The organism is Zavarzinella sp., assembly GCA_041399155.1.
Lineage (GTDB): Bacteria > Planctomycetota > Planctomycetia > Gemmatales > Gemmataceae > JAWKTI01.
The window spans coordinates 495,857-516,585 of sequence record JAWKTI010000003.1 but is presented as its reverse complement, the minus strand read 5'-3'; the positions used below and the strand labels follow the sequence as shown (position 1 = coordinate 516,585).

General features: G+C 50.2%; 19 protein-coding genes, 2 pseudogenes and 1 CRISPR repeat array. Of the genes and pseudogenes, 11 read left to right on the top strand and 10 right to left on the bottom strand.

The genetic code is table 11. The features are described 5' to 3' along the window. Positions 1-9: 9 nt before the first annotated feature. The 6 genes from R3B84_16275 (at position 10) to R3B84_16250 (ending at position 4,664) form a co-directional block, all read left to right on the top strand. Positions 10-855, top strand: coding sequence for a DUF6744 family protein (locus R3B84_16275; protein ID MEZ6142120.1), 846 nt, complete (start codon positions 10-12; stop codon positions 853-855). After that, complete coding sequence (locus R3B84_16270) at positions 852-1,997, top strand: VWA-like domain-containing protein (GenBank protein ID MEZ6142119.1); 1,146 nt, start codon at positions 852-854, stop codon at positions 1,995-1,997. The genes R3B84_16275 and R3B84_16270 overlap by 4 nt, the downstream gene beginning before the upstream one ends. Positions 1,998-2,017: 20 nt before the next feature. Continuing rightward, positions 2,018-2,338 carry a hypothetical protein gene (locus R3B84_16265; GenBank protein MEZ6142118.1) on the top strand — a complete coding sequence of 107 codons (321 nt, stop codon included), beginning with the start codon at positions 2,018-2,020 and terminating at the stop codon, positions 2,336-2,338. 43 nt (positions 2,339-2,381) lie between these two features. Next, positions 2,382-3,002, top strand: a complete 621-nt coding sequence (locus tag R3B84_16260) for a hypothetical protein (GenBank protein MEZ6142117.1) — start codon at positions 2,382-2,384, stop codon at positions 3,000-3,002. Between the two features lie 172 nt (positions 3,003-3,174). Continuing rightward, positions 3,175-3,324: a hypothetical protein gene (locus tag R3B84_16255; GenBank protein ID MEZ6142116.1), complete on the top strand. Its 150-nt coding sequence runs from the start codon at positions 3,175-3,177 to the stop codon at positions 3,322-3,324. Positions 3,325-3,632: 308 nt separating this feature from the next. Then, complete coding sequence (locus tag R3B84_16250) at positions 3,633-4,664, top strand: hypothetical protein (GenBank protein MEZ6142115.1); 1,032 nt, start codon at positions 3,633-3,635, stop codon at positions 4,662-4,664. 468 nt (positions 4,665-5,132) lie between these two features. Further along, a CRISPR array of direct repeats spans positions 5,133-5,595; the repeat unit is 33 nt; unit sequence TGCTCAACGCATGAAGCGGTCACAGATCAAAAC. 158 nt (positions 5,596-5,753) lie between these two features. On the opposite strand, the pseudogene R3B84_16245 reads toward R3B84_16250, so the two are convergent. Continuing rightward, positions 5,754-6,026: pseudogene (locus R3B84_16245) on the bottom strand (transposase). Positions 6,027-6,176: 150 nt separating this feature from the next. On the opposite strand from R3B84_16245, the gene R3B84_16240 reads away from it, so the two are divergent. Next, positions 6,177-7,430, top strand: coding sequence for an IS66 family transposase (locus R3B84_16240; GenBank protein ID MEZ6142114.1), 1,254 nt, complete (start codon positions 6,177-6,179; stop codon positions 7,428-7,430). A 38-nt stretch (positions 7,431-7,468) separates the two neighbouring features. Here R3B84_16240 and R3B84_16235 read toward each other — a convergent pair whose 3' ends face one another. From R3B84_16235 to R3B84_16215, 5 genes and pseudogenes are all read right to left on the bottom strand, one after another. Beyond that, positions 7,469-7,819, bottom strand: coding sequence for a transposase (locus tag R3B84_16235; GenBank protein MEZ6142113.1), 351 nt, complete (start codon positions 7,817-7,819; stop codon positions 7,469-7,471). Next, positions 7,788-8,078: pseudogene (locus R3B84_16230) on the bottom strand (transposase). Before R3B84_16230 ends, R3B84_16235 begins: the two are co-directional and overlap by 32 nt. A gap of 323 nt (positions 8,079-8,401) precedes the next feature. Beyond that, positions 8,402-9,901 carry an ISKra4 family transposase gene (locus R3B84_16225; GenBank protein ID MEZ6142112.1) on the bottom strand — a complete coding sequence of 500 codons (1,500 nt, stop codon included), beginning with the start codon at positions 9,899-9,901 and terminating at the stop codon, positions 8,402-8,404. Between the two features lie 250 nt (positions 9,902-10,151). Then, entirely contained in the window at positions 10,152-10,445 is a 294-nt protein-coding gene (locus R3B84_16220) for a hypothetical protein (GenBank protein ID MEZ6142111.1), read from the bottom strand. Between the two features lie 56 nt (positions 10,446-10,501). Beyond that, complete coding sequence (locus R3B84_16215) at positions 10,502-10,639, bottom strand: hypothetical protein (GenBank protein ID MEZ6142110.1); 138 nt, start codon at positions 10,637-10,639, stop codon at positions 10,502-10,504. Positions 10,640-10,763: 124 nt separating this feature from the next. Between R3B84_16215 and R3B84_16210 the strand changes: the two genes are divergently transcribed. The 3 genes from R3B84_16210 (at position 10,764) to R3B84_16200 (ending at position 12,871) form a co-directional block, all read left to right on the top strand. After that, positions 10,764-11,165 carry a TspO/MBR family protein gene (locus R3B84_16210; protein ID MEZ6142109.1) on the top strand — a complete coding sequence of 134 codons (402 nt, stop codon included), beginning with the start codon at positions 10,764-10,766 and terminating at the stop codon, positions 11,163-11,165. Further along, a complete protein-coding gene (locus R3B84_16205) occupies positions 11,162-11,740 on the top strand; it encodes a CIA30 family protein (GenBank protein ID MEZ6142108.1) in 579 nt (192 codons plus the stop codon). Before R3B84_16210 ends, R3B84_16205 begins: the two co-directional genes overlap by 4 nt. 135 nt (positions 11,741-11,875) lie before the next feature. Beyond that, entirely contained in the window at positions 11,876-12,871 is a 996-nt protein-coding gene (locus R3B84_16200) for an FAD-dependent oxidoreductase (protein MEZ6142107.1), read from the top strand. Between the two features lie 214 nt (positions 12,872-13,085). On the opposite strand, the gene R3B84_16195 is transcribed toward R3B84_16200, so the two are convergent. The 4 genes from R3B84_16195 to R3B84_16180 all read right to left on the bottom strand — a co-directional run bounded on the left by R3B84_16195 (position 13,086) and on the right by R3B84_16180 (position 17,959). Next, positions 13,086-14,693 carry an arylsulfatase gene (locus R3B84_16195; GenBank protein ID MEZ6142106.1) on the bottom strand — a complete coding sequence of 536 codons (1,608 nt, stop codon included), beginning with the start codon at positions 14,691-14,693 and terminating at the stop codon, positions 13,086-13,088. 491 nt (positions 14,694-15,184) lie between these two features. Then, positions 15,185-15,502: a hypothetical protein gene (locus R3B84_16190; GenBank protein MEZ6142105.1), complete on the bottom strand. Its 318-nt coding sequence runs from the start codon at positions 15,500-15,502 to the stop codon at positions 15,185-15,187. A gap of 536 nt (positions 15,503-16,038) precedes the next feature. After that, positions 16,039-16,371 (bottom strand): hypothetical protein, encoded by a 333-nt coding sequence (locus R3B84_16185; GenBank protein ID MEZ6142104.1) that lies wholly within the window; start codon positions 16,369-16,371, stop codon positions 16,039-16,041. Between the two features lie 217 nt (positions 16,372-16,588). Continuing rightward, positions 16,589-17,959 carry an MmgE/PrpD family protein gene (locus tag R3B84_16180; GenBank protein MEZ6142103.1) on the bottom strand — a complete coding sequence of 457 codons (1,371 nt, stop codon included), beginning with the start codon at positions 17,957-17,959 and terminating at the stop codon, positions 16,589-16,591. A gap of 430 nt (positions 17,960-18,389) precedes the next feature. On the opposite strand from R3B84_16180, the gene R3B84_16175 reads away from it, so the two are divergent. Further along, positions 18,390-20,564: a glycoside hydrolase family 44 protein gene (locus R3B84_16175; GenBank protein ID MEZ6142102.1), complete on the top strand. Its 2,175-nt coding sequence runs from the start codon at positions 18,390-18,392 to the stop codon at positions 20,562-20,564. The last annotated feature ends 165 nt before the right edge of the window (positions 20,565-20,729 follow it).

Below are 20,729 nucleotides of genomic sequence, written 5' to 3'. Positions count from 1 at the left end.
GATGAGACTATGATTGAGAATCACCTCGATATCGGTGGTGGGGTTGTTTTCTGGATGCTGACCGATGACACCCGCCGCGAACGGTTACAGGATGGCTTAGCCAGATTAGGTCTGGAGAAGTTTTTGCCGGAAGCACGCCCCGATACCTCGATTCTGCGGGACGCCCTCGATGAACAACTGGGTGGCTCGCGGGTGCTGATCCGACCCCTGGCCCACAAAGATGGCTTCGCAGTGGTGCGTGAAGACCGTGGGGAAGACCAGAACGAGTACCGCACGGAACTGGTCGCCCGCATGGTCGGTGGTGCGTTGGATCTGCAACCATGGGATGATCGTGCAGCAGCCATTCAGGAATCGATGCATGCCCATGCCCGCCGGATCCCAGCAGTGCAGGTGTCGCAGATGCTGGTCAAAATGGTGGAACAACTGGGTGGCACCCGCCTGCGACCCAGTGGTGCGGTCTACTGGATCCCCGGCAATCGACTCGATGAATGGATGAAAATCGTTCAGGCGGTGGAGCAGGCCAGTGATCGACCCGCAGCAGTCTATCTGTTACGGCACCAGCTGGATACCGAAGCGGTGCGGGCGGTAAGGGATGCGGTTATCAACGAAATCGAAGCGGACACCAGCCGGATTTCTGCCGATGTGTTATCGGGTGATCTGGGAACCCGGGCATTGGAAACCCGCCAACAGCAGATCGAATCACTGCGGGAGAAAGTACTGCTGTATGAGGACATTCTGAATATCGGTCTGACGCAGTTACATCAGGCGATCGATAAAGCGGATCAGGTGACGGTGACTGCCAGCCTGATGCTCAGTTCCCGCCAGAGCCTGGCTGCCCACGGGATGGTGGGATGATGGCAGCAATTCAACTGATCCGTGCGGCACGGATGCGACTGCTTCTGGGTCGGGATGGGCAGTCGGCATTCTTTGCGACGCTGGCGATGCGATTGCACCTGGTGGAAGACCCGGCAATTGGCACGATGGCCACCGATGGCAGGCAACTGGCCTTTGCACCCGAGTTTGTGTTGAAATTACAACCACAGGAACTGCTGGGGGTGCTGGTGCATGAGGTGATGCACAATGCTCTGAACCACCATCTTCGACGTGGAGCAAGGAATCCAGAACTCTGGAACATCGCCTGCGATCTGGCAATCAATCCGCTGATTCTGAACGGAGGTTTGCAACTGCCTGCCAGCCGATTGCTGCCTGGGGAAGGTTCGTATGCCCACCTTGCAGCTGCCCGTTGTGCCGAAGAGTACTATCAGCTACTACTGGCAGAAAACGGTACCTTACCAGGAGAATCCGATCCCGGTGGCTGCGGCAAAGTTCTCGATGCACCAGCTGATCCGGGAATTCGCCGTGAGATGGAGGTAGAACAGCAGATTGCGGTACAACAGGCCCAGACTGTAGCGATGGCGTTGGGTGGTCTGCCGGGTGGCTTGGCTCGATTGGTGCAGGCAGCCACCGAAAATTCGGTTTCCTGGCAGGAGATGTTGCAGCAGTTTCTGTCACACCATGCCCGCAACGACTATTCCTGGCTGCGGCCAAATCGCCGGTTTCTGGCTCAGGGGCTCTACCTGCCGGGCCTCCATTCGGAAGAGCTGGGTGAGGTGATCCTGGCGATCGATACGTCTGGTTCGATTGATCCCAGTCAGTTGAACCGCTTTCTCAGTGAAATTCAGGCGATTCTGGATTGTTATGAATGCACACTGACCATCCTCTGCCACGATGCCCGTATTCAGTCGGTGATCGAATGGCGAAGCGCAGATGGTCCGCTGCAAATGGAATTCCCTGGTGGGGGTGGCACTTCTCATCTGCCGGTATTTGAATGGATTGCTGCTGAAAGCCAGTCACCGGTCTGCGTGATCTGTTTCACCGATCTGGAAACCCGGTTGCCCACCACAAATCCAGCTCTTCCAGTGCTGTGGGTATGCACCGAACAGCCTCGTCGGCTGCCACCGTTCGGCACCATGATCCTCATGGACAACCAATCCTAAAAACGTTTTTAAGAAATTAAATGAACAGAATTTTGAACTTCCGTGTTCGCCAGTTATGCGACACGATGGAGAGCCTGCACCAGCGGGTTCGAACCATGCTGGCTTCCGAAATCGGGCTGGCGGTGCGGGATGCCATTCAAGACCGTCTGGAAACGGTCAGAAAAAAGCAGGCACCACCCAGGGTTCAGGTCAAAGCCCCACCGAAGATCGATTCTCAGACAGCAATGCAGATCGCACAGGTGGTCCTGTATCTGGGCAGCTGGTATCTGCGACGTTACGGACCATTGTGGAGCACCGTCGGTCTGTTGACAGCATCCCAGTTGACCCGCCCAAACAAATAGTTCTTTCCACTACTTCACAACAATCTGAACAAGGAAAACAATCATGAATATGACCGAAACCAATCATGTACCCCGCAAACAACTGTCGGAACAACTCGATCGTCTCGATACGATTCTCGATGGGCTATCAGATGCCTTGAATGAAGCGGTGGCAGATGCGGCCCGGGAAGGTGCCCAGGCAGCTGTACGGGAAATCCTCAGTGAACTGCTGGTCAACCAGGATGCCATCCAATTGTTTCGTCAGCAACTACTGCCTGCAGAACTGCTGGAGCCAAAACCATCTTTTTGGGAGCGATTCAAACGAGGTGCGGTCGACATTGCGGGTAAAATCTATGCCAAAGCGAAACAACTGCTGACACCTGCCGTCGGTGCGGCAATCACCGTTGGCTGCCTGACTCAGGAAGCAATCACCACAGTAGCTGGCAGAGGAAGACGAATCTCGCAGCGATCTGTGAAGTATTTCAACCTGTTGAAGTTATTGGGCAACATCAGGTACACCCTTGGGATTGCCACGAGCATCGGCATGATACTGGCCCTGGTGAGCTGGTGCTGCCCCAACTGGCTGTCAACACTGATCACCTCGATCCTTGGTACTTTGACCGCAATCTGGGTCCAGGCCAGTATGAAAATGTATCGCTTCTGGTCGTCAATGCAGCTGTCGTAATCCGCACGTGAACCTTTCACAAGCTTGAAGCTGAACCAATTTCCAAAATTACCCTGATGAGTCTTGTCTGGCCGGTCCGGAATGCCACAGGCATTCCCAGCCCGCGCAGCATGGATAATCATAAAGAAGCCAGGTCTATCTCATTTTTTTTAGATATCCGATTGAAAAAGAAATGCCATATCGCGATACCGAGGAATTGATACGCTTAATAACGACTAAACCTGTTGCGATTAAAACATGGAATCGTGCGGCATTTTCAGGCTTGACAAACAAAGGTGCAAGTATCGGCAAAGATGGTTCCGATCGTGAAAAAATCGTTTGATTCTGGTGCAAGATTATTCGTGTGCTTTAGGAACATGGGCTTTTGTCACAAGCCATCTTGATCGAAAAATGACTTTATTGAAATCAGTTGGAGCCTGTGTGGCAGATAACCGCAATTTGGGTTGTAGCGGCATGAATCAGTGATTTGGAATCTAGTTTCGATCTTGATGAGTTGAAACTAGTTCTTCCGAAGTGTACACCAATTGAATTACCCTAAGAACAGAAGGCAAAACAACTGTAAACTTTGAAGGTTATGAGAATCCAGCAGCAGTGTGCGATACTTCTTATACAACTCAAACGAGAAAATCAATGCTCAAGATAGACCGAAACAACCAAACCTTTACGCCACTAGATACACCGACGCTAGCCTCCTTGTCGATTACGGAGCGGTACGATCTGCAAGAATTCATATCCAACAGTCCAGACGCCTTTTTCAAGGAGATCGGGCAGGAGTTGTTCTTGTTAGGCAAGGAGCTCGAACCATCAAAAACCGTTCATGACCGAATCGATCTTCTGGCAGTGGATAAGGAAGGGACATGTGTTGTCATCGAACTAAAGCGTGGCAGTCACAAGCTACAAATGCTTCAGGCAATTTCCTACGCCGGAATGATTTCGCAGTGGGGACCAGATGACTTCTTGCAATTACTCGATTTAGGTCAGCAAGAGGCACTGATAGAGTTTCTGGAGGTAGATCGTGAAGACATCAATCGAGCTCAACGGGTCATTCTCGTCGCCGAAGCATATGACTACGCTATCCTGATTAGCGCTGAATGGCTTAGCGTGCAATTCGGAGTTAACATTACTTGCTGCCGGATCGCTGTTGCTAAGGATAAATCGACTGAATCAGAGTATCTCGTTTGCTCGAACGTTTTCCCAGCACCAGAGCTTGCAAACGAGGCTATATCCAGAGGCCGGCATCGTATTGGCACAAGCAAGGTTATGTGGTCTGATTGGGAGACAGCGCTCGCCAATATCACCAACAAGGACGTTGTTTTCTACTTCAAGCAGGAGCTTGCTGCCAACCGTGAGTCATATCTTCGCAAACGTATTCTACGTTTTCATGTTGCTGGGAAACGCCGCTGGGCTTTGACGGCTCGTAACAAAAACGCTTATGTTTGGCAACATGGTCGTTTTGAAGGAGATGTCGAGTTCTGGCAAAAGGGGCTCAGTCGTCCAACTGAGGTAAAACCTGTTAAAAATGGCGAATGCTTACGACTGGTTCTCCTTACGGCAAATGACTTTCAAGTGTTTCACGATGCAGCAACCAAGATGTTACAATCTTCGGAATGGCTAAGCTTGTCACCGGAAGACGTGAATGAAGAACCTGAGACAGAAAGCTGACTACAATAGTCGAAAATGCAAAAATAACATCCACGATGACGATTTCCTGAATCAATGGTAGAAACAATGATTCACCGCATCCGACAGGATTTCGAAATCATCGTACAAAAAGTAATCCACCAACTCAGGATTGCGGCCAATGCGTGCTCAACTCCCAAGGCGGTCACAGATTAAAACAAGGTTCGAAAGTACTCTTCCCGCAGCGATTCAATTTGTTCTCAACGCCAAGGCAGTCATTGATTAAAACACGCAAGGAGTCGTACACCCGCAGGGTAGTTGAAATAGCTTACCAGTAGCCGTCTATTTTCATACATGGAGCGAGTTCTTTGCCAGCTTGGCCAGATTCAGGTTCACACACTATCGCACGCTCCAACGGATATTTCTTTCCTACGCGGCCCCATGTTTCTTGAGCCCAACAATACGATTGATTGCCATCAACAAAGGGAAAGCCGAGCACGAAAATCGAAACGCCCAACGCATGAAGCGGTCACAGATCAAAACACGAGGAAGAACTCACGTACTCCAACACTCCATTCTGTGCTCAACGCATGAAGCGGTCACAGATCAAAACACAATGCGGATTTATACACCGACAATCGACTGTCTCAATGTGCTCAACGCATGAAGCGGTCACAGATCAAAACACCCTGGCCAGTTTGAACGATTCCAGATTGCCATTAACAAGTGCTCAACGCATGAAGCGGTCACAGATCAAAACGCCACCAACAACTGCCGCCGCACGCTTGCCCTCATATTTGCTCAACGCATGAAGCGGTCACAGATCAAAACGCCATCGACGCGGGCCATACCGACCAGTGGCCAATGTAGTGCTCAACGCATGAAGCGGTCACAGATCAAAACACTCGCCTAGCAAGTCGGTCACTTCGTCGCTGCCATGTGCTCAACGCATGAAGCGGTCACAGATCAAAACACACCCGCGATAAACTTCAATGGCAATTTTCACCCGTCGTGCTCAACGTACCCGTTCAGTGAACGACTGTTCTGATTTCATACATCCGTGAGTTGAGTTTCACACAACTTGCAGAGCTCGTTGAGATTTCGCAATTGTTTAGAATCGGGTAGATGGATTCAGGATGGTGTAGGATTGTTGCTGTCGAACTGTTGCTGTTTCCAGGCTGCAGGGGATAGCTCACTCAGGCGATCCTTGGGCCAGGTGGGCAGTTTGCCAGGATATCGGTCAGGTAGGCCTGCGGCTCCACACCCGCGTGGAGGCACGATTGCACGATGCTGTAGATGATGGCTGCATTGCGACCGCCTTGTTCACTGCCTGCAAACAACCAGTTCTTGCGTCCCAGGGCAACCACTCGCAATGCCACGCTCCGCGGCATTATTATCAATATTCGTAACCGTTCACCGGTTCGGGAATTGGCCTTTCGCAAATTTCAGCCATTTTCTATAATCCGGTGATGGAAATCGAGTCGTTCAATTCCGAATGTCCTGGGTGCCAGCAATTGCTCAAGCAGGTTCATTTGCTGCAACAACAGCTGATGGATCAGCAACAAATTATTCAGCAACAACAAAAGACAATACTGGCAGCAGGAAGCTCGCATTCGTGATCTGGAAGACAAGCTGAAACCGCCTAACAAGCAAGAACCTGCAGAAAAAGAAAAATTAGCTTCCCAAAAGCCGACTGGTCGCAAACGCGGGGCACAACATGGTCACAAGGCAAATCTGCGAAAACCCTTGCCTCCTGAAAGTGTGGACTCCTTTATCAAGTTCGTGCCAGAAACCTGTTCTCGCTGCCACAAATCACTTGTTGGCTGTCCGAATCTACCTGAACCCAGGATTCATCAGCAAGTTGAACTGCCACAGCAGCCTTTAATCGTAACACAATATGAAGGTCATTCCCGGAAATGTGCTGATTGTGGACACACAACGGCGATGACCATTCCTGCCGAGTACCGCAACCATTGCACCGGTCCTCGATTGACAGCTGCTCTGCTATGTATGGTGGGTCAGGATGGATTGAGTAAACGGTCAATCGAACGAACTTGCAAAACGATTTTTGGCATAGACATATCCTTGGGAACCATCAGCAATCTGGAAGCCGAGGCAATTCCGGCATTGGACGCACCTTATGAGGAAGCTCGTGAGAAAGTTAAAAACGCTGATGTAAAGGGGTTTGATGAAACGGGCTGGAAAGAGGCGGGCCACAAACGCTGGTTATGGACAGCGATTGCGGCAAAGATTCATATCGTAGTATTTCTCATTCATGCACGTCGCAATATTGATGCATTGAAAACGTTTATGGGTGAAGCACTCCCTGGATTTGTCAGTACGGATCGCTGGAAGGTATATGTGAAGAACCTTCCTGAAGATAGCCATCAATTATGTTGGGCACATTTGAAACGCAACTGGGAGGCATTGTCCAAACGAAGTAAGCGAGCGACAAAACTCGTGGATCACTGGCTTGAATTACACAAGGAAATATTTGAGCTATGGCATATTTTTACGAGAGATCATCAGATAAGTCGCCAAACATTGCAACAGCGGATGAAACCGTTGAAGGAACGCGTACGCACGCTGCTGAAACAGGGGCAAGGTAGTAAGGACCAAACAGTTGCAGGGTTTTGCGAGAGGGTGGCCAAAGTAGAAAGGCGTTTATGGCTGTTTGTCGACCATGAGCATGTTCCGCCAACGAATAATGATGCGGAGCGTGTACAACGTCGCGCTGTGTTGTGGCGGCGACGCAGCTTTGTGGTTCTCAAAGTGCTCGTGGCTGTCGGTTCGCAGAGCGAATCCTGACGGTATGTGAAACATTGAAACTACAGGGGAGAAACGTATTAGATTATCTGGAAGAAGCGATCAACGCACACCGGAAAGGCAAACCTGCACCGAAACTGCAACAACATAAGTGAACGGTTACAAATATTCAAATACCCCTGCTCGGTATATCGGTGCAGGGCCTGCCAATGGCGCAACGCATAGTTCACCGCTTTGGCAATCGGGCTTTTGGGCAACAACTTTGGTGCCTCCGCATGCAGCCAATCGTGCAATTCTTTCAACACGGGAATTGCTTTTTCCTGGCGAATCTGCACTCGATACGCTTCCTGCACAGACAATTCCCAGGACTGCTCAGCCAGATCCTTCTTAATCTCCTTTTCAATCCGATACAATTTGCTGATCAGCACCATGGCCCGGCGCAGCCTGCAGCGGTGCCGTAATCTGGGCCTCATGAAACTTGCGCGCATGTGCCCAGCACGCCACCTCGGTCATATTTTGCCGGGTGTACAACTGGTCGTACAAGTTGGCTGCATCCGCATGCAAGTAGCCGTTGTAATGATTCAGCAGTGCTTCTGGCCCTGCGCGTGCTTTGCTCATTGTGAAGTCATAAATCAGATGCGGATGCAGTGCATCACCAATCGCTACCCACATGCGGGCGGGATGCAACTGACGCTGATTATCTTTTTCTGCAGTGGCAAACTGGTTTCATCGATATGAATTACCCGGGATTGCAAGAGATCCGCCAGCATCCAGCAATAAAGTGGCTCCAGCAATTCGCGACATCGCCCAGCCAACTGCACATTGTAGAGCGAGATAACTTCAGAGCGGCTCGCTGAAACAATCGTTCGAGCCGGTGCAGCGGCAGATGATCAACAAACCTTTACTGACCAGAATAAAAGCCAGTAACCCAGCTGAAATTGCCAAGCTCATGACAAGAAGTACTGCTGAATCATGAAGTTGAACCTTCAGATCATCCGAACGAGTGTAACCGGTCATCCGGGCAGTGGTGGTAGGTGAGGTAAGTTTAGCAGTTTGCGGTATTGAGCTGTTCTTTGGTATTCCTGGTTAGCCAGGTAAGTATGAAAATCGGTGGTTTTACAAGCCTGATGGATGGCTCGGGCGTGCAGCATCGCCTGTGCTCCTTTGGTTGTCCATCGCATGCCCGTCCGGCACATCCGATCCATCACCAGATGGCGACAAGCTCCTTCAATGACCCCTGTGGCAATTGGTAGTCCCTGTTGCAAATAGGTGTCATACCGCATGCGTTGGCTATTCCTTTCAAGGTAGTTGCAGACCTGATTGATTTTCTTCAACCGTTCCCCTTTCATCTGCTGTTTCTTTGCCATCTGACGCATACCGGAGATCACTCCCTTCACATCACCCTTCAGAATTCGTAACAGACGATCCCGGGCAAATGCTTCCTGGTACTCACGGTGGGACCCAAAAACTTTCGCAGCATCCCACACATAACTGGCAACGTGAATGATATCCAGAATATCAATGGTCTCGTATGAATCGAAATTGACATCGGAAGCGTCCCACAAACTGATCTGACCATCCATCAGTCGCACCAACGGCTGGTTCGTCTGGTGGCGACGTTCGACCTGCTCCGCTGCCCAGACAGTTGCCCGGTGCGTGCCCTTGATCAGCACGCTTTCTTCATCACATTGAGACAAAAATCCCGCAACTACTTTGCCCACCGGGTGCGGACGCTTTTGCGGATGTTCCATGTTTTCTCGAAACAGTGATGCAATAATCTCTTCGGGTGCTCGCACATATTCATCCACGGAATACACAGTAGCCAGCGTTGCCATACGCCGATTGCCAGGATACGAACGTTTCTCGAATGCTGGGAATGGTTTCGTTTGGCGAACCATCGGCACTCCCTTGCCATCCGCACTCACCACCAGAATCTTTCCCTCTTCTTCTGGTGCTGGAATCGGTATCTGATTCAGAAATTGCTCTGCAGGTTTACTCAGATTATTCGTAATCCGTTCCAGACTGTCGACCGGAATCTGTTGCCCGAAAATCAGCTGAATCAAGTCAGACACCTGCTGATAAGAGTCGTTCACACAAAGGTGATGAATGATCTCTCGGAACCAAAGGGAATACTTGCCTTCTGGCATTTGAATGGCCACATCAACAGGATAGAAATCGGTCTTGCGGTCGAGATTTCTGCCATAAACATATTGGCGAAACTGATGCACGCCAAAGATGGTGCGAATGGTTCGTTGTCGTGGTTCGTCGCTTCGATAAAACGTTTCTCCTTCCTCAGTCGTAATCGTTTCTCCCAGATCGCCAGTGCCTTGCATCTCCAGATAAAGCGAGATTACTGAAGCACCAATTTGGGCAACCAGTTGCTGAACGAATTGCTCGAAATCACGAATCGATATGCGTTCTCGTACAGCACGCTTTACTTCTGGTAAGAGCTGATCGAGTTGGTCAGCCAGGAAGTTGGGGTTGATTGCGAAAGATGAATCTGAGATAATCATTATTGGGTCTCCTGTGTTGACTAGGTGGTGGAAAACCTCTCATCACAGAAAGACCCATTTTTTTACAGCCCAATTTGTCGAATCCGTTACCCAACCTGCCCGGATGACCGGTTACACTCCATCCGAACATCCGAACAACAATAGTGACAACATCACTGTCTGTTCAATAGGATCAAGGCCATGATCATTGGCGACCCAGATCCACGAAGGCATCACGAGGTACTAAACTCCCTTTCAAAGAAAAAAGCCATTACACCCCTGTTTTCACTTGCACTTCACCGTGAGCATCGGTTCGGTAGGTGCGTGGAGTAACAGGCTTTCCATACTTCCTCCAACTTCCATCTTCTGATTCCTCTTCATTTCTTTCTGACCGTCCTGGAATCACCTGTTCTATCAACAGCACCTGAGACCCGAATACCTGATTGCCCAACGGATTCTGCACGACCATAGCAGTTTGCGCAAGGACTTGTTGCAGAAAGAAACGTTGAAAAAATTGCTGTCGCCGGTCCAGTGCGAGGCTCTGACACTGCAAATGACGCAGCATCTGATTGGCTCGGGCTGGGTTGGCGATGGTTGGTGCACAGTATTCTAAAAACGTTCTTAAAAAAATGCTCTGGTGAAAGATGCAAGATGAAACTGCTGCATAATAATCAGAAACGGGTTATCGGTGAAGACGCGATTGGTGAAGCTGTAATCATACAGACGGTCAGAAATTACTTCCGCCAGTGAAACGAGCATCGATTGTGACAATTCCTTGATCTGTAGTAGTGGAGAGGCCTCGTGCAGCTCGCTGAGGTAGCCATCCTGAGTCTATAATAACGGAAAATGGAATCGCAGCACTGAAAAGGGGGCGGAAATGCTGATGGACTGGATGACCTGGTACAACTCTCTGGCCAAGCCCAGTTGGACGCCTTCCCCAGCCACCATTGGTCTGATCTGGTCGATCCTCTATCCGGTAATCATCGTTTCGTTCGGCTTTGTATTTGTGCAGGCTGGTCGGAAAAAGCTGCACTGGATGATTTCATTGCCTTTCGCGATCAACCTCGTGGCAAATCTCCTGTTCATGCCATTGTTTTCGGGACTTAGAAGCGTCGAACTGGCGGCAGCAGACATCATTATTGTGTGGGCCACGATCATTTGGTGTGCGATAGCAATTTGGCCACATTATCGCTGGGTGGCTATCGCTCAACTGCCCTATTTCGTGTGGGTGTCGATTGCTTCGGTACTACAAATAGCAATAACCACGATGAATTGGGGACGATGATGATTTATAAATTACTGGTGTTGACCCTTGTAATTCTGATGAGGTCGCTTGTCATGGCCGATGGATCACCCAAAGTGTTGTTCGACTTCACTGGGACTGATGCTGCCAAGGATTGGCAAACAGTCAACGATGGTGTGATGGGCGGGGTCTCGGAAGGGAAGTTCAAACTTACCAACCAGAAAACGATGGAGTTCTTTGGTACCCTGTCATTAGAAAACAATGGCGGCTTTGCCTCCGTTCGGTCCAAAGGGAAAAAGCTGGGACTGGAAAAAGGCGATACTTTAGTCGTTAAAATCCGGGGCGATGGGCGACAATACATGTTGAACCTCTATCCCAACAAGCCACTGATTGCTTTTTCTTACCGGGCTGCATTGCAAACAAAGAAAGGTGAGTGGATCGAGATCAAAATCCCACTCGACAAGTTCGAGGCGACTTCATTTGGTCGGGTGGTCAAGGATGCTGGTGCAGTGAAGCCGGAAGAAATCAATGCCATCGGCTTCATGCTGAGCGACAAGAAAGCGGGACCATTTCAGTTGGAAATTGAATGGATCAAGGTGGAACGGGCCGGAAAGTAATATACCGTGGCTGGAACTGTGATCATGTTGGTCTGGTTAGCTGTACTTGTCGCGAATAAAGCTCACGATTGAAGGGGAATTGTATTGTTCGATGACAATAACGGAAAAATAGACCTTCATCAAACAAACCCTGACGTGGCAGTGATTGGTGCCGGTATTTCGGGCTTAATCAGCGCTCGTACGTTGGCAGATCACGGACTGCGGGTATGCGTTTTTGATAAAGGCCGAGGGATGGGAGGCCGGGCAGCGACGCGCCGGGCCGACCGTGACATGTCGTTCGATCATGGTGCACAATACTTTACCGTCCGAGACCCCGTTTTTTCCAGCCATGTTACTAATTGGCAATCAAACGGGGTTATAGCCGAGTGGAGTAGTCTGATCGTCAAACTTCAGGAGGGTTCGGTCGAGAACACTTCGCCCCAGACTCGCTATGTCGGGATGCCAGGCATGTCGGCAATCGGGACGCACCTAGCGAAGGGTCTCGACATACGCAGTGAAACACTGATCCGGCGGATCTCGAACGAAAGTACTGGGTGGAAATTATTCGACGATACCGGTGCAGTTTTCGGCCCTTACGGATCCATACTGATTGCTTTACCCGCTCCACAGGCTGCCGAATTGCTAGCACCTCATCCGTTCTCCTCAATCGCTGCATCAGTTTCAATGGCTCCATGCTGGGCCGTTATGTTGGCGTTCGAGAGTCGATTCAAAGTGCCGTGGGATGGGGCGTTCGTCCATGGTTCTCCACTGTCATGGATCACCCGGAACAGCTCGAAACCCGGTCGACCAAGCGATCGTGATTGTTGGGTACTGCACGCTGGGCCGCAATGGTCTGCAGACCACCTAGATGATGCCCCGGAAACGGTTGGTACCCAACTCCTCAACGCACTGGCGACAGCCACGGGAAACTTGTTACCCGAGGTGTCACATTTGGTGGCACACCGATGGCGGTTTAGTATGGGCAGTAGTTCGGAAATGCAAACAGCCTACTACGATAGAGTGACTGGACTAGCCATGTGTGGAGACTGGCTCGCAGGAGGCCGTATCGAAGGAGCGTTCTGTTCTGGCCTGGCGGCGGCAATGGACATTCTTGGCCATTGTGGAATAATCAACAACTCAACTCATTTTTGAGATGGCTCCCAACCTGGACGAAGCTGATGATCTCTCGAAAGCCACGTTCCACTTCCGTCAATCGACGATGCATCATAACCACTTCATCCATCGAAGTTACAGGGATTAATCAACGTACTGAGCCAATACGGTACGAAATACGTTATTTGAACCATTCCCTGAGAAATTCACTGGCAGAGTCCTGACCGTGTAACTGGCAGTTGCCTTTGCTGACTCATTTCTTTTTGCCTTTAGCAGGGGATGTTCTGTTAACCAATTCCGTAAATGAATCTGTTTGTTTCTGCCACAGTTCACTGAGTTCCTTCACTTTTCCGGGCATCTTCCCAGCCTGGTTGTGCTGTTCCGCACGATCGGTTTTCATATCGTAAAGCTCCCATGGATCGCCCGCCGAAGCAACCAGTTTCCAATCGCCCACGCGAATTGCCTTATGGTCATCGTGTAGCCACCACAGAAAATCCCGTTCGATCAAGATATCCTTTGCCAGGGCCGGTGCGATACTTTTGCCTGGTGCTGCAGGGATGGGCACACCTTTCCAGTCTTTGGGTTTTTCGATTTTCGTCAGATCCAGAACCGTGGGAACGAAGTCGATAAAGTGAGCGGGTGTGGTCCGCAACTCACCCTTCGCGTGGATACCAGCAGGCCAGTGAACGATGAATGGGGTGCTGATTCCACCTTCGTGGAGCCACGTCTTATGTCTGCGGTAGGGAGTATTGCATGCGCTCGCAAATCCTGGCCCAAGGCAAAGGTACGATGCAGAACTTCCCGGTGATGCTGCAGGATCGTGTCCGCCGTCCCTCACCATGATTTCCGAACTGGCACCATTGTCCGACGCAAACAGAATAATCGTGTTGTCCAGAGCGTTCATCACCTTGAGTTGCTTGATCACTCGACCGATCTCCCTGTCCATGCGATCTATCATCGCGGCATGGATCGCCATCTTGGTTGCTTGAAATGTGCGCTGTTCCTGAGTGAGTTCACTCCAGGGTAACGGGCGATCGACTTCGCCGGAGCCCAGTTTTTTGAACGCATCCGGGAAACGATAGGGTGGTCCCACATTCTGTTCCAGAGCAGACAGGCTTGTGTTCACGATGCCGAGTTCTTTCTGACGAGCAAATCGAGATTCGCGGAGTTTGTTCCAACCTTCAGCATACTTACCTTCGTATTTTGCAATGTCTTCCGGTAATGCGTGAAGCGGGAAATGTGGCGCATGGAAGGCCAGGTAATGGAAGAACGGCTTATTTGAATGATTCGCTGCATGATCCTTCAGGCACGCGATGGCATGATCGGCAGTTGCAATGGTGAGGTAATAACCTTTTTCGTCTGCGAGTGGCTTTATGGGAACATCGTTCAGCAAGCTGCCACGTGCGGTGAAAAAGTTTCCAGGGCTGTTGATCGTGAGTGCACTGTCAAAGCCACCATCGAGGGTCTTGCCGTCAATGTGCCATTTGCCGCTATGATAGCTGCGGTAGCCCGCAGATCGCAAGAAATCGGGCAATAATCGTGCCCAGGCTTGCCTGGTACCCCGCACCCCGCCACCTGGTATGCCCGGCAATTTGTCGCGATGAATCTGTTGCGGATAGTAGCCACTTAAGAGTGCACCCCGCGAGGGCCAGCAGCGCGTCGAATTGTAGAACTGTGTGAAGCGAAGTCCATTTTTCGCCAGAGCATCGAGATTCGGTGTGGCGATTTCCCCACCATAGCAGCCAAGGTCGGAAAATCCGAGATCATCTGCCAGAATCAAAACAATATTGGGTTTGGGTGCAGCGTTGAGAACTGAACAGCAACCATGGAACAGGAAGATGATCCAGAGTTTCTTAAACATGTTGCGTTCATCTCCATAAGGGTCACTGTTAGTAGCAGGTTGTCAGTCTAGTTATGGGCAACACAATATCCAGTATTTTCCACTTGAACCATACCCCGTCTGCAAAGTGCGTCTTTGCGGTATTTCAAAATCCTTTTACATATCACCTGGTCAGCGTCATCAGGTCTGCAGATCTGGGTGAAGATAGATACCGCACGCCAGGAATTCCATGGCAAAACATGACCTACGCTACTGGATTGATTCTTGGTACGGCAAGAAACAATGAAGGGCAGATGCAGAGGAGGAAGTTGCACATGTTGTTGCCCCAGTTCCAATCGAATCCCGATTTGATATCCAAAAGCAGTAATTACCCACAGCCTGAAGAGGTTCTTTCAGTCGGATCAGTGAGAAATGACAGAACTTTTTACATTTCTGATAAACTCGTCCAGATTGAGGAGTTTTCGTGGGTTGGGTCATTTGTCAGAAGTGTTGTTTTGAGATGATTTACATTTTCAACCAATCGTATCAGCCGGTGGTCCCCAAGTGTATAAAAGTTCGATCAGTCCATCGGGCAGTTCGTGGATCACATGTTTCAGATCTACGGGTAGATTCACCCAATTGTGGGCCAGAGAATGGATCAATTTTTGAAGATGGCCGCATTTAGGGACGCGCTCGCGAGAAATGTGTGAATTTCCCAGTAGTTTTGGCAGTTGTTCGAGTCCCACCGCGGCTATATGGTCATATGTACAGTTTTCGGCAATGTTCGGCATAGTATTGCTAACTGCTTGATCTGTAAACAGTTGCGACGATTTCTGTTCTACTTTGCTCAACTCTTCTGCATCCTGCATGGCCGCATTTTGAGACAAGGAAACTCGACAATACTTCTATCAAGAACCAATTTCAGGATACGAGCTGCCCACTGGGGACGGTTGAAGGGTGTCAGATTTTCGAAAATTAATCTCCCCGCCTCCAATGATTCTCCTCTGGCCCAATATTCTGCAGCTTGCTTGAAATAATCTTTATCATTTTGTGGCATATCTGACTCGATCATCGTAATGATACTTCAACTCTACTCTGGAGTGAACCGAATATAAGGAGGATTAAGTTCTGTTGATGAATGAGCTACATTTGATAACTGTCGCAACAAGATGAATCATGCTTAAAAAGCAATGCGATCGTTTTTCCTATCGCGTGGCAATTCTTCGAAATTTCTTCAGTTTGTTGAAGAATTGTTTAACTTTATTCCAACTTTTTCCCCGATTTCATCACTATCGTACGCCTTACCAGTAACAGCTTATTCAATGTTGGGAGCTTGTTGCATGCTATCATCAAAAAGTTGGTCATGCTAACGCAAAGTTGATAGCAGTCATGAAAAATTATCATTAGAACTGGATTCAGCTTCAGACTCTGGAACTTCTAGCGATCTATTTTCAGGTAACCCGGCAACGATACGAAATGCGAGCCAGGCGCCAAACGCCGCCCCAAGGATTGCTGCGATATATCCAACGAAAATGTATTGCTCGTATTCTTCACCGAAGAGCAACGGGAGTGCAAGAATTGCAAAGAATGCCGTGCCCAGCTCTCCCCCTAACCAAAATAGAATCAACATCAGCTGGTAGCCAATCGCCTGTCGTCCTTTTCCCCTAGCTGCATCGCCAATCCGCATGCAAAGTTTGTAGAGGATGATGATCTCTAGCATCGAACTCTCCGCCTGTAATTGAAATAGATCAGTGTTCAGAAGTCTATAAAGGTGAATCACTGAATACATTACAACTAATTAAATCGATAACTCCTATCAACTTCAACCAGCAGTATAGCACCACGGCGATTTACTTGGTAATGACCAATTACTTTGGCCTGCGCCGAAAAAATAGATAACCTGTATGAAAAACAGTTTGTATCTCTCGATTTGTCCGTTACGCCTGAAACATTGCCAGCAGTGGGCTGACATCGGTCAGGTTTTCAAAATTCCAGCAAGTGGCCAGCATTTCATCAACGCGGTGGGCACCGTAACGTGGTTCCACCAGGCGGCGGAACTTGGCTTCCACCTCCTCATCGGTCATTGGGTTGCCCGCGTGCCCACGTGGGAACTCTACTTCCTTCACCAGTTTCGTCCCATCCTGCAAAGTCACTATTATTCTGTTGGGAATCCCGTTGGGATAGCGTGGGGTCAATGCATCATCCAGTCGAACGGTTACTTTTTTCAACAGATCCAGGACATCCTTCGCAGTAAAGCGTTCCGGATCGAACTGGTGCAGCGTCACATCCCCATCCAGCAACGCCACTGCGGTGCAGTATGGCAGGCTGTGGTCGGCAGTTTCCCGGGTTTTGGGTGCCCATGCTTCCGGATATTTCCCAATAATGTTGTACGATGCCTCAAAGGTGGCAATGTCAACGCTGGCAATCTGGGTAAGATCGCCAATTTTGTTCCGTAGCTGCAGTGCGGCATCAATCGCACTTTGGGAGTGGTATTCTGCGGGCCAATACTTAATATAAGTTTTCCGCATCATAAATTCGGGTTCGCCACCATTCTCCGCCCCCATAGGTGCCACATCAAACTCTTCGCGGGTGACCAGTTTCATAAAACCCAGGTCGCCTTCGAAAATCGGTGCGGGGCCGGTCAGTCCTTCCCCAGCCAGCGTGGCAGCAAAAACCCCATTGCGTGCGGCATTCGCAAACGCACAGCCTTTCCACATACTCAGCTCGCCACTGCGGGTTTGTCGTAAGGCCACGTTGCAGACTCCGGCAATCCCTACTGTGTGAGTCATCTTAGTAGGGTTTAATTTCATCAGTTTTGCTGCCGCCAGTGAGGATGAAATGGCACCGTAAGTCACGTGGTCGACACCCTGCTTTCGCAATGAACTGGCGTCGCACAGCCGGCACTGGATTTCGTACGCAAGTACTGCTGCAGTAAGCATTTCCGCACCACTGCACTGGTAGCCTTGCCCCACTGCCAGAACCGCAGCCAGATTATCGCTGGGGTGGGCAGGTTCCTTCGAAAGATAAGTATCGTTGAAATCCAGATAGCGAATCAGCAGGCCGTTGACAAACGTCGCCCATTCGAGGCTGGAACTGCCCCCACCCAGGATGGTGGCACCGGGTGTGCTCTGCACGCGACTGGCACACGCTTTGGCAAAATGGTACGCTTCGGAAGGCATCGCACCGACTGCAGTAGCCAGCGAATCGATGATTCGGCGTTTCGTTTCATGAATCACCCCCACTGGGATTGATTCGTAAGTAAGCTGGTCGGCGTAATTGGCCAGGCGTGCGGCAAGTGTCAGTGCCATGGAGGGGTCCATTCCGGTAGATTATGAATATATTCTCATTCTTTGGTGGTGATGCACCACGAAAGGTATGGAGGAAAGCTACGAAAAACCGCCAAAGTGGAAATCGACCCCACGTCAATGGCACAAAATTGGCAGATTTTTCAAAAAAGTTCGATTTTGACTATTTTTCAGCTTGCAACCGAATTTTTACCAGTTATTGAACGCTTGTGAACGTCCCTGGGGCAGATTTTGGCGGTTGTAAGGATTTTTTGACACTCCCCCTACAATCGGTGATATTTGCCGGAGTGAAAATTCTTCTGTGATCATACAATCCTACCTGATCTTAATAATCATCAACTCCGGCATATTTTGCCTACTCTATTTTCCCGTTCTACTGTATTTCATTCGGCGAACACTCGCGCTTGCAGCACCCAGTAGGAAAAGGGGCACAATGGAAGGCTTACGTTCGGTATTCATCGTGTTCATTCTTGGCCAGTTTCTGGTCCTGTGGTTGCTGCGCGATTCGGATAGCAGTCTGGAAACGATTCATGGTCAACAAGGTTCTACGCCCATACCAGAAAAAGTGGTGGTATGGTCGTCTGACCGCACCAACGGCAAAAGCTGGGATACCAATTCCGCAAAAGTGGCAATCCGCAGCAACAGCATCCGCCTGGATTACGCTGGTGCAGGCACCAAAATCTGTGGGGTTAACTGGGCAAGTTGGAACAAAGATGCCACCAACGACGTTTCTGGTTACCGCACATTAGCAATTACCCTGCGTCAGGTAGGTACCGTACCCGATGCCGATCTGACGCTTACGCTGGCTGATAGCCTGGATCGACCGAAAGATCGCCCCACCAGCACTTCGGTGAATCTGGTGGGTAACGGCATTGCCAAAATTGATGGTGAATGGCGAATCGCGAAAATTGCCCTGACGCGATTTACCCAAAGCTGCGACCTGGATCTCACCAAACTGTGGGGGATCAATTTCTCCTGTGATCACCCATTTGTGAACTTTGAAATTCGTGAAATTGCCTTTACAAGGGAATCGCCACCCATGCCACAGTTTCCACGTGAAGAGCCTTATCAGGCACGCGGAATCGTGGGCAGCGAAGTGAAACATACCATCCCCACCGCCATTTACGGTGCGTGCGAACTCTCGCCCGACCAGATTCGGCAGTACCACCTGTCGCTCGTCAGGTGGGGTGGAAATCGGAGTTCCCGTTACAACTTCCAGAATGGCTGCGACAACGCAGGTAAAGACTGGTTCTTTAAAAACGGTGGCGGCTTTGCGAATGATCCCAGAAAAACTGGCTGGTTCAAGTTCCTGAGAGACGCAAATGCTGGCGGTGCCGAAGGTTACGTCACCGTGCCTATGTTGGGATTTGTCGCCAAAGACCGTTATTCTTACTCCTATTCTGTTCGAAAATATGGCAAGCAGACCAGCACAGAATCGGGCCAGCCCGATGTGGGCTCGGGTATGCTGGAAAATGGAAGCGTGGTGCGAAATAACGATTGGCGAGACACCAGCGTGGAAGCCCCACCGGAATTCATTGCACAAGGTGTGCAGGCCATTTGTGAAGAATTCGGCAAATCGGGTGTGCGCTGTTACGTGTTGGACAACGAACCGATGCTCTGGCACCAGACCCACCGTGACGTGTGCCTGGCCCCACTGACGCGGGAAGAATTGTGGAACCGCACTGTGCAATATGCGGAAGCAATTCGAAAAGTCGACCCGAATGCCACAATTGTGGGGTATAACAGCTGGGGCTGGACCGACCTGTTCTATTCAGCGTACGATGACCTGCCTGAAAACCGCCCCACACGACCGGATGCCAGCAAGTTTGGTGGCATGCCGATGGCAGAATGGTTTATTCAGAAATGCGGTGAATACAAACAGCAACATGGCAAGCCACTGGTGGATGTGTTTGATTTTCACTGGTATCCGGAAGCACGCATCAACGGCAAAAGCCCGTACGATGGCCACGGCATGGACCCCGCACTGAACGAACTTCGTTTACGAAATACTCGTTCTCTATGGGACCCCACCTACCGCCCGGAATCGTGGATTGCCGATATGACCCGCGGTGCCGCTGCCCAGCCGATCCGCCGGATTCGGGAATGGATTGACAAACACAACCCAGGCATGAAACTGTCGCTTGGTGAATACAACTATGGTGGTGCCGGCAGCATTACCGGTGGCCTGGCTCAGGCGGAACTGTTCGCAATCTTTGGCCGTGAAAAGCTGGATTCTGCCTTCATCTGGACCAAACCAGAAGGCACCCAGGAGCTGGCCTGGAAACTCTACCGCAATTACGATGGTGCAGGTGGGGTATTCGGTGAACAGTTTGTGGCCAGCAGTGCCAATCATCCCGACCTCACCATCCATGCTGCTCGACGAGCATCGGATAATGCGTTGACGATTGTGGTGATCAACAAAAACCTGGGGAAAGAATGCCACTTGGAACTGGACTTGCCCACCCGCGCCAAAGAAGTGCAAGGCTGGTGCTTTGATCAGGACAGCACCGAACAGTTACGGAAACTGGGCAAACTGCCACTGGATACCACTGGCGACCTGCCTTACAACTTCCCACCTGCCTCCGCCACCATTTTGGTGGTCAAGTAAGTAGCGCGATAAATTAATCTGCCGAATATAGTCTCGGACTTATTAAATCATCTTCCAGTAGCAGTTTTCTACCAGCGATTCTCATGGCCGGATGCCCGCAGCAGGGCCAGTTGGTTGGATAGGTTTTGGACTCGGCACATTCCAGTTGGCAACTTAGGATATGCT